The sequence below is a fragment of the [Clostridium] saccharolyticum WM1 genome (genome assembly GCF_000144625.1).
Lineage (GTDB): Bacteria > Bacillota > Clostridia > Lachnospirales > Lachnospiraceae > Lacrimispora > Lacrimispora saccharolytica.
In genome coordinates this window covers 2956209-2972306 of record NC_014376.1, presented here as the reverse complement: position 1 = coordinate 2972306, position 16098 = coordinate 2956209, and the positions used below count along the sequence as shown (strand labels likewise).

The 16098-nt window shown below is 40.0% G+C and carries 19 protein-coding genes, 3 pseudogenes and 1 riboswitch; of the genes and pseudogenes, 16 read left to right on the top strand and 6 right to left on the bottom strand.

Features of this window, described 5'->3' with window-relative positions; genetic code table 11:
- Positions 1-3 precede the first annotated feature (3 nt).
- From CLOSA_RS13815 to CLOSA_RS13800, 4 genes and pseudogenes are all read left to right on the top strand, one after another.
- Positions 4-762 carry a DUF2703 domain-containing protein gene (locus CLOSA_RS13815; protein ID WP_013273379.1) on the top strand — a complete coding sequence of 253 codons (759 nt, stop codon included), beginning with the start codon at positions 4-6 and terminating at the stop codon, positions 760-762.
- A 45-nt stretch (positions 763-807) separates the two neighbouring features.
- Positions 808-1218: a thioredoxin family protein gene (locus CLOSA_RS13810; protein ID WP_013273378.1), complete on the top strand. Its 411-nt coding sequence runs from the start codon at positions 808-810 to the stop codon at positions 1216-1218.
- Between the two features lie 59 nt (positions 1219-1277).
- Positions 1278-1675: pseudogene (locus CLOSA_RS13805) on the top strand (arsenate reductase ArsC).
- An 85-nt stretch (positions 1676-1760) separates the two neighbouring features.
- Positions 1761-2378: pseudogene (locus tag CLOSA_RS13800) on the top strand (type VI secretion protein); the annotation flags it as partial.
- Positions 2379-2789: 411 nt separating this feature from the next.
- A riboswitch (cyclic di-GMP riboswitch) is annotated at positions 2790-2876 on the bottom strand.
- Positions 2877-2899: 23 nt separating this feature from the next.
- Here CLOSA_RS13800 and CLOSA_RS13795 read toward each other — a convergent pair.
- From CLOSA_RS13795 to CLOSA_RS23780, 6 genes are all read right to left on the bottom strand, one after another.
- Complete coding sequence (locus CLOSA_RS13795) at positions 2900-5227, bottom strand: ABC transporter permease (protein ID WP_013273376.1); 2328 nt, start codon at positions 5225-5227, stop codon at positions 2900-2902.
- A complete protein-coding gene (locus CLOSA_RS13790; protein ID WP_013273375.1) occupies positions 5224-5907 on the bottom strand; it encodes an ABC transporter ATP-binding protein in 684 nt (227 codons plus the stop codon). Before CLOSA_RS13790 ends, CLOSA_RS13795 begins: the two co-directional genes overlap by 4 nt.
- Positions 5904-6473: a DUF308 domain-containing protein gene (locus tag CLOSA_RS13785; protein WP_157669021.1), complete on the bottom strand. Its 570-nt coding sequence runs from the start codon at positions 6471-6473 to the stop codon at positions 5904-5906. The genes CLOSA_RS13790 and CLOSA_RS13785 overlap by 4 nt, the downstream gene beginning before the upstream one ends.
- Positions 6474-6538: 65 nt before the next feature.
- Positions 6539-7576: a sensor histidine kinase gene (locus CLOSA_RS13780; protein WP_013273373.1), complete on the bottom strand. Its 1038-nt coding sequence runs from the start codon at positions 7574-7576 to the stop codon at positions 6539-6541.
- Positions 7577-7585: 9 nt separating this feature from the next.
- Entirely contained in the window at positions 7586-8272 is a 687-nt protein-coding gene (locus CLOSA_RS13775) for a response regulator transcription factor (protein ID WP_013273372.1), read from the bottom strand.
- 51 nt (positions 8273-8323) lie between these two features.
- Positions 8324-8434, bottom strand: coding sequence for a hypothetical protein (locus CLOSA_RS23780; protein ID WP_456300574.1), 111 nt, complete (start codon positions 8432-8434; stop codon positions 8324-8326).
- A 183-nt stretch (positions 8435-8617) separates the two neighbouring features.
- Here CLOSA_RS23780 and CLOSA_RS13765 point away from each other — a divergent pair, with 183 nt between their 5' ends.
- The 12 genes and pseudogenes from CLOSA_RS13765 (at position 8618) to metK (ending at position 16053) form a co-directional block, all read left to right on the top strand.
- On the top strand, positions 8618-8863 hold the full coding sequence (locus CLOSA_RS13765; protein ID WP_013273371.1) for a helix-turn-helix domain-containing protein: 246 nt from the start codon (positions 8618-8620) through the stop codon (positions 8861-8863).
- A 437-nt stretch (positions 8864-9300) separates the two neighbouring features.
- Positions 9301-9561 carry a hypothetical protein gene (locus CLOSA_RS13760; protein ID WP_013273370.1) on the top strand — a complete coding sequence of 87 codons (261 nt, stop codon included), beginning with the start codon at positions 9301-9303 and terminating at the stop codon, positions 9559-9561.
- 117 nt (positions 9562-9678) lie between these two features.
- Positions 9679-11076, top strand: a complete 1398-nt coding sequence (locus CLOSA_RS23080; protein WP_049791670.1) for a recombinase family protein — start codon at positions 9679-9681, stop codon at positions 11074-11076.
- A 15-nt stretch (positions 11077-11091) separates the two neighbouring features.
- Positions 11092-11304 carry a C40 family peptidase gene (locus CLOSA_RS23075; protein WP_204593039.1) on the top strand — a complete coding sequence of 71 codons (213 nt, stop codon included), beginning with the start codon at positions 11092-11094 and terminating at the stop codon, positions 11302-11304.
- Positions 11305-11356: 52 nt separating this feature from the next.
- Positions 11357-11734 carry a DUF3846 domain-containing protein gene (locus tag CLOSA_RS13745; RefSeq protein WP_013273369.1) on the top strand — a complete coding sequence of 126 codons (378 nt, stop codon included), beginning with the start codon at positions 11357-11359 and terminating at the stop codon, positions 11732-11734.
- Between the two features lie 24 nt (positions 11735-11758).
- Positions 11759-12577 carry a DUF5688 family protein gene (locus CLOSA_RS13740; RefSeq protein WP_013273368.1) on the top strand — a complete coding sequence of 273 codons (819 nt, stop codon included), beginning with the start codon at positions 11759-11761 and terminating at the stop codon, positions 12575-12577.
- A 69-nt stretch (positions 12578-12646) separates the two neighbouring features.
- Positions 12647-13105 (top strand): annotated as a pseudogene (locus tag CLOSA_RS22480) (type IV secretory system conjugative DNA transfer family protein); the annotation flags it as partial.
- A 282-nt stretch (positions 13106-13387) separates the two neighbouring features.
- Positions 13388-13744 carry a hypothetical protein gene (locus CLOSA_RS23225; protein ID WP_242647741.1) on the top strand — a complete coding sequence of 119 codons (357 nt, stop codon included), beginning with the start codon at positions 13388-13390 and terminating at the stop codon, positions 13742-13744.
- Complete coding sequence (locus CLOSA_RS13725; RefSeq protein WP_041708639.1) at positions 13707-14192, top strand: SPASM domain-containing protein; 486 nt, start codon at positions 13707-13709, stop codon at positions 14190-14192. Before CLOSA_RS23225 ends, CLOSA_RS13725 begins: the two co-directional genes overlap by 38 nt.
- A 25-nt stretch (positions 14193-14217) precedes the next feature.
- Positions 14218-14340, top strand: a complete 123-nt coding sequence (locus tag CLOSA_RS23420; protein ID WP_013273367.1) for a hypothetical protein — start codon at positions 14218-14220, stop codon at positions 14338-14340.
- Entirely contained in the window at positions 14327-14641 is a 315-nt protein-coding gene (locus tag CLOSA_RS13720; protein ID WP_242647740.1) for an acyl-CoA thioesterase, read from the top strand. Before CLOSA_RS23420 ends, CLOSA_RS13720 begins: the two co-directional genes overlap by 14 nt.
- 215 nt (positions 14642-14856) lie before the next feature.
- The gene (metK, locus tag CLOSA_RS13715; protein WP_013273366.1) at positions 14857-16053 is read left to right on the top strand and encodes a methionine adenosyltransferase; all 1197 of its coding nucleotides are present in this window, start codon (positions 14857-14859) and stop codon (positions 16051-16053) included.
- The last annotated feature ends 45 nt before the right edge of the window (positions 16054-16098 follow it).

Sequence of the window (16098 nt, the reverse complement as noted above, 5' to 3'; positions counted from 1 at the left end):
CTAATGGCAAAAACATGGTATCCAGTTATTGATTATATTGTATGCAGCGAGTGCGGAGCTTGTATCAAAAAGTGTACGCATGATGTATATAATACTGAGAAAGCCCCATCTCCTATTGTAATTAATACAAAAAACTGTATCGATCATTGTCATGGATGTGGTAATCTGTGTCCGGTTGGAGCAATCACCTATGTGGGTGAAGATACAGGATGGATTCCTCCAAATGGTGGTTTGTCATTAAGCGAAGACAGTTGTGAATGTAAAGAGCAGGTTGAAAATATGGTGCAGGTTGAGTATCTTTATCTGGATCTTGAAACTTGTGAGTGCTGTGTTGGTACGGATGTTATTTTGGATGAAGTAATGGCAGTTCTTACACCAGCTATTGAAATGGCTGGATATAAAGTGAAATACAATAAAATTAAAATGGAAACAGAGGAGCTTGCTAAACAGTATCGGTTTGTATCATCACCAACCATCCGCGTGAATGGTCAGGATATATGCTTTTCTGTGGCTGAAAATAGCTGTGGATGTTGCAGTGAAATAAGCGGAACTGCTGTTGATTGCCGTGTTTTTGAATATAATGGTGAGGTTTATGAAATTCCGCCGAAAGAGATGATAGCAGAAGCAGTCTTAAAAAACGCATTTATTACGTTTGATAAATATAGTTCCAATTCACAGGAATATGAGATACCTGAAAACTTAAAAATATTCTTTAAAGGTAAGAAGAGTAAAGAATGTTCCTGTAAAGGAAGCTGCTGTTAATGAGGAACTATTAAAAATTAAATGAATTATTAGGAGGAATTTGTAATGGCATTATTTGGTATTGGAAAGAAAAAAGAGGAAGTAAAGACGGGCTGTGATTGTGGAGGAACATGTGAACCAAAGACTCCTGTGGCAGAAGAAACAGGATGTTGTTGTGGTGGTAACTGTGATTCGGAAATACTTGTGTCAGCTGAAACAGAGAAGAATGAAGTAACTGAGGTAAAGGTGCTTGGTTCTGGATGCGCAAAGTGCAATCAGTTAGAGGCAGCTACAAAAGAGGCATTAGAGACGCTTGGAATGGATACAAAGATTGATCATGTAACAGACTTTGCACAGATTGCAGCTTATGGAGTCATGTCAACACCGGCTCTGGTCATAGATGGTAAAGTGGTTTCCTTTGGTAAGGTTTTAAAGACAGAAGAGGTCATTAAAATATTAGAAAAAGTAAGAGGATAAGTTGATAAGCTTTTATGGTGCGTCGCAGTCCAAATTATTAGCGAAGGAGAGTATGACTTATGTTACCAAAAGTAGCCTTTATCTGTGTTCACAATTCCTGCAGAAGTCAAATTGCAGAAGCTCTCGGAAAGCATTTGGCTTCGGATGTATTTGAATGTTATTCTGCAGGGACAGAAACAAAACCACAGATTAATCATAATGCTGTACGCCTGATGAAAGACTTATACGGAATTGATATGGAGAAAACACAAAATCCAAGCTTCTCGAAGAAATTCCGACGGTTGATATTGTAGTGACCATGGGATGCAATGTGCAGTGTCCGTTCTTGCCTTGTAAACACCGGGAGGATTGGGGATTGGAAGATCCAAGTGGCAAGAGTGATGAAGAATTCATTAAGGTCATTCAAGCCATTGAAGAAAAAATAATGAAGCTAAAAAATGAAATCAATCAATATTGATTTATGCTAATATGAATAAGAAAATAAAAAGACAACCTTTGATTTTATGGAGGTTGTTTTTTTGTTGGAAAGAAAGGTTAACTGAATGAAAAATACAAAATGTATGATTGAATCAAGCGATAGTGTTAAAACCTTTGTCGATATGATTGCGCCATCCATAATAAAGTTTAACGTGGATCACTTTATCTGCGGAAATACATTCCGGTGTGTGTGGGCACTCCGGGAATATCCAACGAGTACAAGCGAACAGGCAATCCTTCGCCATTTGGGAGAAAAGGATGGTGTTACCTTGCGTATTTACACAAGGCAGGTTACAGTAACGGAGGAAAAGAAGATCATCCATAATGCTGCCAATAAGAACCGGATGAACACGACAAATACCAATGACTTGCAGCAAACAGTTACGGCGAAAAGTAATCTGCAGGACGTGGTAACACTGGTATCTGCCATGCACCGCAACCGGGAGCCGCTTCTTCACTGTGCGGTATATATTGAGCTTACCGCAAATGATTATGATGGGTTAAAGCTATTACAGACGGATGTGCTGACCGAACTTGTTCGGAGCAAATTGAATGTAGACCGCCTGATGCTCCGTCAACAGCAGGGTTTTTTGTGTGTTGGTCCGACCGGTAGAAATGTGTTTGAAAGCCAGTTCGAAAGAGTTCTTCCGGCATCCTCCGTTGCTAATCTGTATCCCTGGAATGATCCCAAAAGAAACAAAAAAAGCATACCTGCAGACATAACTGTCCGTCAGTACGCTCTTACAATTTAGTTCGCTCTCTACCTGCTCTGATGGTTCATGTTTTTGTTCGCAATACTCCCATGAGCAGTGTAGACTTTTTTTAAACAGTTTGCCAATTAAAGCAGCGTATACAAAGCTGTCTGCTTCATCACGCTCGACCGCTACTTAATAGCGGTCGCCTGAAGTTCAAGGCATATCGAGCACGCATAGAAAACCCTCCAAACTGGTGAGCTTGAAGGGTTACGATATTGCTTATTCAGGCATGAAAATAGACCCGCCAAACTCACGTTTTTTTGTTGGGCGGGTGCCGCCTTTCTTTTTTATTATGAAAAAAACCTGCCGCAAAAAGGGCAGGTTTTGTACGCAATCCTTAACGGCAGCCAGGCTATCATAATGCATTCACATCTTAGACCCTTGGCTTTACGTCCTTGTCTTTCGGCAAGTTTGCCCTTAAAATTACACTGTTTAATTTTTATGCTATTTCATTGTGTGTTAACAATATCTGTAACGCTCATTTTATTAAGTGTTTTTACTGGACGTATGACGGACAAAACCGTTGATAATATAGTAATGCCGATTATAATTGCAAGCATCCCAAATGGTACTTGCCAATTAAGCCCCCATTTTGACGTTATCATCATTTGAAATATCAGCCTGTGAATAGGCAGACTTATAATAAGTCCGGCCAGACAACCGCATATCGCATAGGTTGCCGCTTCAACAATCACCATATGATGGAGTTGCTTTCCCGTCATTCCGATTGCTTTCATTACACCATATCTGTTTTTCCTGTTAGAAACACTGTTGTTCATGCTGTTAATTATATTGAATACAGTGATAGACGCGATTATTACAAGAAAGCCATAAATAAACAATGCAAAGGAGTAGTATGCTGCTTTGGCTCCTGAATTGGCCTCTCGTCGGTCTGAAAAAATCTGTTCCGATGAAGTAAGCCTGCGTAGTTGTGTGACTGTATCCTCGCTTGCGTTCCTTGCAAGCTGCATATCTATTACCGAATATCCCTGTTCTCCAGTTAAACCTTGAAATGTCTGCTCGGAACAAATAACGGTCTGTATATTTGCTTCACTGACAAATGAACTGTTTGAAAGTACCCCGGCAACATAAACTGTATTTTTGCCATGTGCCGTTTTTATTGTAAAAGTGTCACCAACTTGCAAGTTAGAGTTATCCGAATGAACGACTAAAACAGTATTGTTTTTATTTATCACGGTATTAATGTTGCCGGAAACCAATTCCTGTTTTGCCCACTTAAACTGATTTTCATCATAAGAAATTAAGTTGATTTTAGCGTCACCATGGGCGCTTGTTATAGATAAATTACCTTCAAACATCCGTCCAAAGGTGCGTTTTACACCACTTATATTTTGCGCTTTCTTCAAGACCTCTTTAACCAGTGAATTAGAATTGGCACTGCTTACAATCGAAATATCAGGCGTATATGGTTTTAACGCTCGTATCCCTTGCCCCATAAAATCAACCATGACACTAAAAGAAAGAAAGAGTATTATGCTGATGGCAAATGACCCTGTCATTAATAAAATATTCTTTTTATCAGAGAGCGCATGGGAAATTCCAAGTGATGTTTCCGGCTTAATTAGTTTTATATTCAATGCCGATTTCGCTGTAAACATAGTGCTTTTCTCCGCATTGCCGGATACGGCGCACTGCGGGGATACCTTTGCCGCTTTGTTGGCAGGAGAAAGCGCAGCCAACGTTACAGTTAAAAATCCAACCAATGTTCCACTTACAAGACTGATCAGGCTTAGGTCAAATATTGGCATATTGCTGAAATATGTTGAATTGACGTATCTTAAAAACGCCGAGGAAGCCATCGTTATGACCATCCCCACAATAAGGCCGATCGGTATTCCAAACAGGCAAAGCCGAATACTTTCAAGCAATACATATTTTTTGACCTGTGAAGTCGATGCTCCAAGGCAGCGCATTAGCCCGAAAAATTGAACCCGCTCCCGTACAGACATGTTAATGCTGCTTGCAATCATCAATGTTCCGGCCGCAAGTACAAGTATAAACAAGATAACCGCGGTGATATAGATACTTACCATATAACTATCTCGGCTTTGTCCAGTCAATCCGAGAAGCGCCGGATTTTCTGAAACCTGTTTGTCTGACAAATTGAAATTCTCTTTTATGGTATCAATAGCATTTCTCATATCAGCGCCGCTCTTAAACTGAACATAGTAAGTGTATCCGCTTGTGCCGTTGCTTATTTCCCGTATGCCGCCATAGGACAAAAACAGGCCATGCGTATCATCCTTTTTCTGTGACAGGGTATTGCTGTAAGTTCCGGTAATAACAAAGTCATGTGTGCTGCCATCCGATAACAATACTTCTACGGTGTCATTTAATGAAATGCCACGCTCATTTACCAATTGTTCATCCAACAAGGCTTCCTTTGCCGACTGAGGGAAACGACCGCTATTAACGGTAAGCCCCATATTGCCGGATATTGCTTCATCGCCGCCCATTATAGCAATAGCTTCTTTTCCAAGCGTTCCTTCCTGTGTGGTTGAAAGCCAACCGGCGACCTCTGTTTCAGGGCGATTTTGAATGAGCGATGCGGTTTCAGCATCTATATTTTTGAAAGCAACATGCCAATAACCATTTGCCTTAATTTGACCAATAGTTTGAGCCTGTATCATTGCTTCGGCCAAGCCGAAAATAGCTGTAACAAGGCAAACAGCTATTGCAATACAGATGATTGTTATTCGCGTCTTTTTCTTGTGGATTTTCCCATATTCCTTAATTAAACCAAGATAACTATTCATTCGGCGTATCCCCCTAAGTCTGTGAGTACACCGTCCGATACTTGTAACACGCGGTCGGCCGTGGAAGCAAGACTTCGGTTATGCGTAATCATAATAATGGTCTGCTGATAGCGTTTGGAGGCTGTTTTCAGAAGCGAAATTACCTCGCTGCTGTTTTGACTGTCCAGATTTCCAGTCGGTTCGTCCGCAAGAATCAGCATGGGGCGTGCAATCAGAGCACGGCCTATCGCTACGCGCTGCTGCTGTCCGCCGGATAACTGGCGTGGCAGGTGATTGCGCCTGTCCTTTAAGGACAGCACCGTAAGGAGTTCTTCTACATATGCCTGATCCGGTTTCTTATAATCGAGTAAAACAGGGAAGGTAATGTTCTGCTCGACATTGAGTTCCGGTATCAGATTGAACGCCTGAAAAACGAAGCCTATGTTCCTGCGTCGGAAAATGGTGAGCTTTTCATCATTTATGTTGAATATATCGTTACCGTCAATCAGCACCTTGCCGGATGTAGGCGTATCAAGCGCCCCGATCATATTAAGCAGTGTGCTTTTTCCGGAACCGGATTCCCCGACAACTGCAATAAATTCTCCTTTTGGAACCGAAAAGCTCACGTTTTTTAATGCATTGACTGCAGTTTCACCTTTTCCATAGGTCTTGCAAACGTCAGTTACGTCTAATAAATTCATATCATTTCACTCCTTTCAGAATTCTGCTTGACAGCCTTCCGATGTATTAGGTAAACAATCAGTTCATATGCACACGAAAGCAGTAAAAGCGAGCGAAAAATGTGTGAAAGCGTCAGCACACCCCCAAAGCCAAATGTAAAGATGTTGGCAACAATTCCGCCTATCATGATGAAAACGGCAAGAATAATCAGAAACGGCTTTGTTCTTGTGTCCGCGCACAGAGCAATCACAAAGTAAACGATGCTTTCAATCATCATCAGTACACCGAGAAAAACTGGCAGTAAACTAACAAGGTAACGAAAATAAGCGATTGAAAGGATGCCGAATATAATCAGCAGACAGGAAAAAATAAGGCTCCCATAGTTAATTGCTTTTGGAGCCGCTTTTTTACGGAGAAAATAATCCGCAATACTAAAAGCTCCACTGAGAATCGCATACCCAGCAATTACATAGACCATGCCACTAAGCAAAAATTCCGGGAAGAAAAATGTCACAATTCCCATTACACAGAGAATAGCCGCACGAAATATTGAGTATCTCGTAAATTTCTCAAATAATGAATTCAAAATAAACCCCACCTTTCTATAAAGGTAGGTTAACATCCGTTCCTTACTCTCATATGAATTCTGGCTTACATTTTAGTAAGGTTCAGAAAATTTATAACGAATACGCTTCCTCCACCTAAAACGCTATCCACCGTGATGTTTCCGTCGTGAGCTTCCACGATGGCTTTTGCAAGCGGCAACCCAAGGCCGATGCCTTGCGTATCTTTTGAAAATCGGCTGCGGTAGAACCGCTTGAAAATATGATGGATATCTTCCGGGTGAATGCCGCTCCCATTGTCTCTAACGATGATCTGTGTGACTGCGGGAAGCTTTTTCCATTCAATAGCAATTCGACCGCCTGTGTCCGTATGGTCAAGGGCATTTTTCACAATATTGCTGATGGCTTCTGTTATCCAATTCCTGTCACAAAAAAGTTCAATATTATCAGGCCCCGACAAGAGGATCGTTTTCTGCTCTCCCTTGGCGCGAAATTCAAAATGCTGATAGATGTCATTAAACATATCCGATATGTTTTCAGGTGATTTCTCCAGGATAATAGACCCGGCATCTATTTTAGTAATTTTCAGGAGATTTTGAACGAGCATTTCTATCCTGCCGATTTCCTTTTCCGACTTAACCGCGAATTCCCGCATGGAGTCCACATCTCCGGTTTCGTCCTGTAAAAGCCCGTTGTAAATAGTAAGGGCGGCAAGAGGCGTCTTTAGCTGATGAGAGATATCAGAGATCGTGCCTTTCAAAAACTCTTTAACTTTTTGTTCTTTTGCAGCATGAGCATCGAGTGCCGTAGCCAATGTGTTTACCGCATGAAACAGCTTATACAGGCTGCCCTCCTGATCACAGCCAATGCGTGCATCCGTTTCTCCCGAAAGATATAAATTGATTTGTGTTATGGCATCTTCTATAACCCGATGCTGCTTCCGAAAATATAAAAAGCAAACGCCTAATACACATACGGTAATGAGAAGTGAGAGCACGAAAACCGCAAGATTCAGTACTCCCCAAAACAGCCATATGATAAATTGGGACATGACAATAAAACTACCCAATATGCAGGACATTAGTATAAAAAAATTTCGAATATCTTTATTGGTAAAAATGTTCATTGCGCTACCTCAACTTATAACATTCCACTTGTAGCCCATACCTCTGACGGTCAACAGCATTTGTGGCTCACCGGGGTTCTGCTCGATTTTAATTCGCAGCCTACGGATATACACTGCCAGCGTATTATCATCGACATAGCTCTCATCCCCATCCCATAGCTTTTCCAGAATTTTTTCTTTGGAAAGTATGATATTAGGGTTTTGCATAAGCAGACAAAGCAATCGGTATTCCGCTGTTGTCAAGTCCAGAAGCTGTCCGCCCTTATAGGCTTGTCCCTGTAATAATAAAACTTTTATTCCGTTGGATATGATTTCTGTATCATGCTCTCCAAAATTCTTAGCCCGCCGGAGCAAAGCGTTAATTCTTGATAGGAGCACACCTAACTTAAAGGGCTTGGTGATATAGTCGTCTCCACCAATATCAAGTCCCGTAACAATATTTAGTTCTTCATCTGATGCGGTTAAAAAGATAATAGGAACCTTGGAAACCTGTCGTACTTTCTGGCACACCTCGAAGCCAGAGCCGTCCGGCAAGGACACATCCAGTATCAATAAATCGTATTTACTGTCTGTCCAAATAGTATTGGCTTCTCTTACAGTTCGGGCAATATCTAATTCAAAACCCTGCCTTTTTAGTAAACAGGAAAGTCCATCAATCAGGCTTAAATCATCTTCAAGAAGTAATATCCTATTCATTGGTTTTCTCCTTTCTCCGTCCATCAACGGGTTTGGTGGCATCTTTCGGAATCATCCATACCTGCTAAACCGAACAGCACCTTTGACTCTATTTTCTTCGCAGAGCTTCTGAACCCAGCGCTCTGTGATGTCCCATTTTTCAGCTGCTTCTCGTACGGTCATATATTCCATGTCATCATATCCTTTCAAGGCATATGTATACAGTGTATTCGTTTAACCGAATTAAATCAAGAGAATAAATCTTAACTTTATGAGTCGTGCAGCTCCTTGACTTTTTCCTTATAAGAAGTGAGGGGCATTTTTTATGTCTTCTCTTTCTCGTTCGAAAGGAGTGTGTTCGTGAACATGAAACGAGGAAACTTTTTTGTCGTACAAAATCAGATTTTTGATTTCAAATTATCTCCGATTGCTTTTTATGTGTACTGCTATCTCTGCAAATGCAGAAACAAAAAGAGCGGATGTTACCCAAGCAAGCAGACCATCGCATCAGCCTGCGGGATTGCAGTCAGTTCTGTCAGCAAAGCAATCAAACAGCTTTCTAAGACTTATTATTGTTACAAAAAACTTCAGAGGCGGAAAGCAAATCAATAATTCCTATGAGATTACCGGTTTATCTGCCTGCCAGTCGGATGCCCCCATAGGTCATGGTGGTCTATGCCCCGTCTTGCAAACGGATAGGAGTAAACAAGAAGAATAATAACTTCCCAATAACAACAATCTTTATCAACAGAGAAAGAGATTATATAGGGCTATACCTGAAAAAACAGCAGGGTTGAATATTGTGCAGGTTAAAAGAGTTATGCTGCTTCGGCAGCATAACTCCCGAAAATGCCCACCGGCAAAGCCGTTGGGGGATTCGAAAGTGACATAACTTTTTGTCCGGTACCGCAAATTGTTATGTCAAATATTTAAGGAATGGCGTAATTATGGGATTTATCCCCTCAATTTCTGCTTCAAAGGCAGGAAAATGCAATTTTTTCTTTCTCTGTGGATGATAACAACCAAATAACAGAAAGGATGGACGACCTATGAAAAACACAAGAATTATGAACTGGATTTGCAATTTCTTTTCCCAAATGAGAGCCGCACTGGCTGACCAGTTAGGCGAGATTGACACCAGTGTGTATGAACAGGCAGTGAAAAACGCTGTGGGCTGTTCTTCTAGTCAAGCTTCCAAAACCATGAAAATCGGCAGGACGAATTACACTGTGAATCTGCATTTTCTCCCTGACGGTAGGAGCATAGAGGACTGTGTGGAGAGCCTCATAGTCTCCAAAGCACAGACTTAGGCAACGTAAATTTAGTGGTTTCCGGTATAGCTTTGGCAGGCGTGTTAGGGTATCCTTGTGTTGCAAAACGCAAACCCTGACACGCTGTTTCATTTGGAAAAGGAGGATTTGAAGTAGATGAAACAGCAAAATTTACAGGTAGGAGCCTACACAAGGCTCAGCCGTGATGATGATAATATCGGAGAAAGCGGCAGCATCGTCATGCAAAAGGAGATCATTCGACAGTACTGTGAGAGAAACGGAATGGCGGTAAAAACCTACTACCAAGACGATGGCTTCACAGGTACCAACTACAACCGCCCCGATTTTCAGCGGATGACTGAAGGCATTGAAAGCGGAGAAATAAACTGTGTAATTACCAAAGACCTCTCCCGTTTGGGCAGGGATTACATCATGACTGGCTACTACACCGAGATTTATTTTCCCGAACACAGCGTCCGCTACATAGCCATCGGCGATAATTATGACACACAGGATAAGAACAACAGCAACAACGACTTTGCTCCGTTCAAATTTATCGTGAACGATCTCTATGCAAAGGACATCAGCAAAAAGATCAGAGCTTCTAAAAACGCAAAGTTTTTGAATGGAGAGCAACTGGTTTCCCATCCGCCCTATGGCTATAAAAAAGATCCGAATCTGAAAAATCACTATATCATAGATGAGGAAACCGCACCGGTGGTACGGAAAATCTTTGAGATGTACGCAAACGGCGTGGGGCGCAACACCATTGTCAAATACCTACGTGACAACAAAATTTTAATGCCAGCGGCTGTGCTCCATGTGAGGGGCATCCGGTATTCGAAGCAGATGGAGATATGCTTTCATGGTGGCGAAATCGCAGAAGATGTACCGGAAGATTATCGGGAACACATTCAAGTTATGCGTGATAGTTTTGCTGTGATTGACGGGATCGTAAATGAACTCAATGCAAAGATGGAGAATGGAGATAGCCTTGATCCAATTCAGATTAAGGTAGTTTTTTATTCTCTGTTTTTCGGCGCCGACCAGTCGTCTGCGGTAGACTGCAGAAAATTTGCAGATTGTTTTGTGACTTATGAAGAACATACACGGATAGTGACCATGGAGGATGGGAAGACCAAGGAGGAAACATATACGGTTCCAGTTCCTATAAAAGATTTATCTGTAGTCTATCAGAATATTAATACTGCAATGGGAAAAGCAGTGACCTATGAGAATATGGCAAATGCGACAGAAATTTATTACCGTATTGCATACGGAACGGCAGCTCCTTTGGAAGATGACAGTACAACAGGATGGGAGGGCTGGAAATATCAGCTGTCAGAGGAAGAACTAGAGAATCTATATCATGATCTGCAGGCAGGAGAAAATGGAAGTGAGATTGTAAAACTTGCTATGTCAAGGCTGGGGGATCCTTACTCACAGGAGAAAAGAGGGCAAGGAAGTTATACGGACTGCAGCTATCTGACGATGTGGTGCTACAAGCAGTTTGGAATTTCATTCCCTGGAACGGCTGCTGAACAGGGACGGTAATGCTTTAATAACGGCTTGACTATTGCAAAAGAAGATTTACTGCCTGGTGATTTGGTGTTCTGGAGTCATAAGCCAAATGGACGATTCATGAATATAACCCATGTCGGTATCTATGCCGGAGATGGCAAAGTAATTGATGCATCCTACTCCAAAGGAGTCGTTGTATATCGTGATTTATTTGATTCTGACAAGCAGGTTCTGTATGGCAGACCGCTTGTTAAAGAATAGAAAGTGAGGACAAGTGTGCTGTCAAATGAAATTCAGTTAGGAGGAAACCTTAATGGAAAATGAAAATATGATCCGGGTACTAAAAATAGAACCCGGGAAAATGCCGTATGTGAAGGAAATCCAGAATGACCTTGAAGGGATTCAGGCAGAAGTAGAAGGGCTATTCGAATGTGTTTATCTTGAGAATAACTGCATTGCAGTAGTCAATGAAGAAGGAAAAATCAACGGAATGGAACTGAACCGCAGGATTGGTAATGATATTATTGCTGGTCCTTTTTTTATTTGCGGTGACAGTGAAGATGGTGAATTCGTATCACTTACGGATAAACAGGCTGGGATGTTTACAAAAGATTTTAATGAAATACCGGTGTTTACTGGAAAAGAGCCTGAGGCTCAGCCACGAATGTCATTCATCGGTTTTAAATTATAGGAAGAGAAAAGGAGAAGAGAAAACATGAATTTTATAGAATATGCAGAGTCAGTCAGAGAAAACATTTTGGATTATCTACCCCAGGAATATCAGGATACAGAGGTTCATATCAACAAGGTAAATAAGAATAATGGGTTGGAACTTACCGCAATATCGCTGAGAGGTAAAGAGAATATTTCACCTAATATCTATCTGGAACCATTCTTCCAAAAGTATCAGGATGGCATGACATTAGAAGAAAGCTTAAAAAGTATCAGCGGTGTTTATCAAAGAGAAATGAATCGGATTCCGGTATTTCCTATCGAAGGCTTCACTTATGACAATATCAAGGACAAACTCTATGTAACCTTGGTAAATGCTGAGAAGAATGAAAAAATGCTTGAGGATTTGCCCCATAAAAACTATGAAGACTTGGCGTCGGTCTATCGAATTCAGGTAATGGTATCTCCGGATAATCGTGGCAGCATTGCAATCCATAACAGTCATCTAAAAATGTTTGGCGTGGATATTGATACACTGCATGAGCAGGCTATGACGAATATGAAGCAGATGCTGCCATATTTTTTTGAGAGCTTGAATGAAATTCTTGCAGAAATGATGGGTGGATTACCGGAAGAATTTATGGTGCTGGGAGCGGAGATAAGTCCGATGTGGGTTCTTTCTAATTCAGAAAAAATGCAGGGCGCATCTTACATGCTGGATGATACTGTGCTGCAAGATATTTCGGACAGAATCGGCGGTAACCTGATTATTCTCCCCTCATCCGTCCATGAATGTATCATTCTGAGAGAAGATGAAAACATGAATAAAAGCGGTACTGCAGGTGAGCTTTCCAAAAGATAAACTGGAGGCTCTAAAATTTTATATGGATGAAAAAGGTACCACGGTGGAGAAGGAATTGCAGGGGCATAGTTGTTAATGGATAAACTTCCGTCCACTCATAAAGCTAAGTGGTTTGCAGGAGCTGCTCTCAATTCTTCTGAACAGGCAATGGCATCCGTACTTTCGACTGTTTTATCAAGACTGAATACATTTTTAGATTCAGAAATGGAACAAATTCTCTGTTTTGAAACAGCTATTGATGCAGAAACATTTTGTAAGGAAAAGTCAGCAATCTTTCTCAGCCTTCCAGAGGAAGATAATACAAAATATTTAATGGTGTCACTATTTTTACAGCAATTCTATCGTGAAATGCTTACAATAGCAGATGAAAATGGTGGGAAGCTGCCGAACCGGGTGATGATTTATGCAGATGAGATTGGAACCATTCCCAAAATTGAATCCTTTGAAATGATGTTGTCTGCAGGCAGGTCACGAAGAATTTCAGTGATACCAATTATTCAGTCCTTTGCACAGCTCGATAAGAACTTTATGCAGTCGGTGATGTAATCGAAGTTTATCATGCATTAACCCATACGATGACAAAATTATCATTAGCCGGTCCCGCATTAAAGCAAGCAAGATCCGTTGCGGATCATATCAATCATAAGAGTACATTGAACAAAGGGTATATTGGATCTTCTGCAATTAAAGTATTTGAATATAATGGTGCGTCTATCGGATTAAATGAATCTTTGATTAAAGCTCTTAATATAAAAATAAATTATGATATTGTACGCATAATTCTATCTGATAAAGTAGGAATCATGCCGGATGCGGCAACGATGCATTTTAAACTTCTGTTTGAAGTACCGACAGGAAGAATTTTTAGGCGCTCAGGCAATTGGCAGGGGTGATGTTACAAAACGCATTGATATTGTTGCTACTGCCATTAAGTTCGGCGGAACAGTAGAAGATTTAAAAGACTTGGAATTAAGCTATGCACCTCCGTTTACAACTGCAAAGGATATTGTAAATTACGCAGGATATGTAGGATCTAACCTTTTAAATGGTGACTTTAAACAGGTGAATGTTGATAGGGTCAGAGAGCTTGTTGAAAATAATAATATCATCATCGATGTAAGAGAAATGTATGAATTCAAGCGCGGACACATTAAACAAATCAGATGATAAATTCCGGTTTTATCACTTTAATATTAATCTTGAGGATGGACCATGCTTATTTAAAAGAATTACTGCATGCGGAGCAGGGTATGAGTACCTTGCAGTATCTCCGGAAGGGAAATTATATCCATGCCATCAATTTGTCGGACAAGATGAATTTATAGTTGGTGATATATATTCAGGCATTTCAAATAATCGGTTATGTAAGGAATTGAAAGAAAATACTGTTTTTGAAAAAGAGAAGTGCAGGGAATGCTGGGCAAAACTATTTTGCTCAGGTGGTTGTCATGCTAATGCATTTTTTACGAACGGCAATATAAAGGAACCAAATGAAACTAGCTGTATACTACAGAAGAAAAGAATAGAATGTGCAATTATGAAAAAGCATGGCAATTACAGCAACCGGCCAAAGGATAGAAAACACGTTTTACGAACCTTCTATTGTCATGATTAAATTGATGAAAGAGAGATAAATATGTATGGATGATGACATAAAAGATAGTTTAATGGTTTATATAGAGGAAGGAGTGGATAGAAGTATTGAAACAAAATTTGTTGTGAGATATTCAGAAACTGATCTGATGAAAATTGTTCATCATTAATTATGCTGTATGGTTTGAAGCCGGTAGAACTGATTTCTTTGCTAAAATTAGATTATCCATTGGACAAATAGAAGAAAGCGATGTATTACTGCCATTATATGAAATGAACTGCAGGTTTAAAAGCCCTGCACGATATGAGGATGAGATAATTGTAAAAACAAAGTTAGATTCCATTGCAAAAGTTCGTGTCATTTTTTCTTACCAGGTAATAAATGCCTCTAATCAAAAAATATTAGCAACTGGAAAAACGATGCATGCATGGACTAATAAACATCTAAAACCAATTAATGCAGAAGCTTAAATTCCAGATGTATTCTCTTTTGAGGCAATATTGTATAGAAAATAGTAGTGAATATGATTAAGATGCCAGAAGATACGAAAGAAATAACAATATCAGAAATGATAGCAGGCGAAACAGCAATAGACCTTGTTTCAACACCAATACATAGTATAAAAATTAGAGAAAGCAATTTCTATTTATGAATAACATACTTTTAATATACGGAGGAAAATGGAATGGAAAAAAGATTATTTACATCAGAGTCGGTTACAGAGGGACATCCAGATAAATTATGTGATCAGGTATCTGATGCAATATTAGATGCGCTATTGGAGCAAGACCCCATGAGCAGAGTCGCCTGTGAAACTTGTACGAATACAGGTTTTGTATTAGTCATGGGGGAAATTACAACAGATGCAAAAATTAATGTAGAACATATTGTTCGTAAGACCGTTTTAGATATTGGATATGATAAAGAGGGTTATGGATTTGATGGTAACACATGTGAAGTTGTTGTTAAACTAGATAAACAATCAGAAGATATTGCTATGGGAGTTAATAAAGCACTTGAAGCAAAAGAGAATAGTATGTCAGATGAAGAAATCGAAACAAGTGGTGCAGGTGATCAGGGAATGATGTTTGGGTATGCAACGAATGAAACAGCAGAGTATCTCCCGTATCCAATAGCACTTGCACATAAATTATGCGGGCAGCTTACGAAAGTTCGTAAGGATGGAATTTTAACATATTTAAGACCAGATGGGAAATCACAGGTAACAGTAGAGTATGATGAAAAAGGAAAACCAATTCACATAAGTGCGGTTGTTCATTCTGCTCAACATGATCCGAACATTGCACAGACTAAAATACATGAAGATATTAAAAGGTTCGTACTTGACCCTATTATTCCAAGAGAATTAATTGATGAGAAGACAAAATACTTTATAAATCCCACTGGGAGATTTGTTGTTGGTGGTCCATGTGGAGATCGTGGTCTTACAGGTAGAAAAATTATTGTGGATACTTATGGAGGTTATGCTCGTCATGGCGGTGGTGCTTTTTCAGGAAAAGATTGTACCAAGGTAGATAGATCGGCAGCATATGCAGCGCGCTATGTGGCGAAGAATATAGTAGCATCAGGACTTGCAGACAAGTGTGAGATACAACTTTCTTATGCAATCGGTGTGGCGCATCCAACTTCTATTATGGTAGATACATTTGGAACAGGAAAAGTTTCAGATGAAAAATTAATAGAAATTATCAGAAATAATTTTGACCTGAGACCTGCTGGTATTATAAAAATGTTAGATTTAAGAAGACCAATATACAAACAGACAGCTGTGTATGGGCATTTTGGAAGAAATGATCTAAATTTGCCATGGGAAAAATTGGACAAGGAAGAGCTGTTTAATAAGTATTTGGTTAATCTTTAATAAAATAAGCTACTGAAAGAAATATCAATTTATTATAATTGTCAT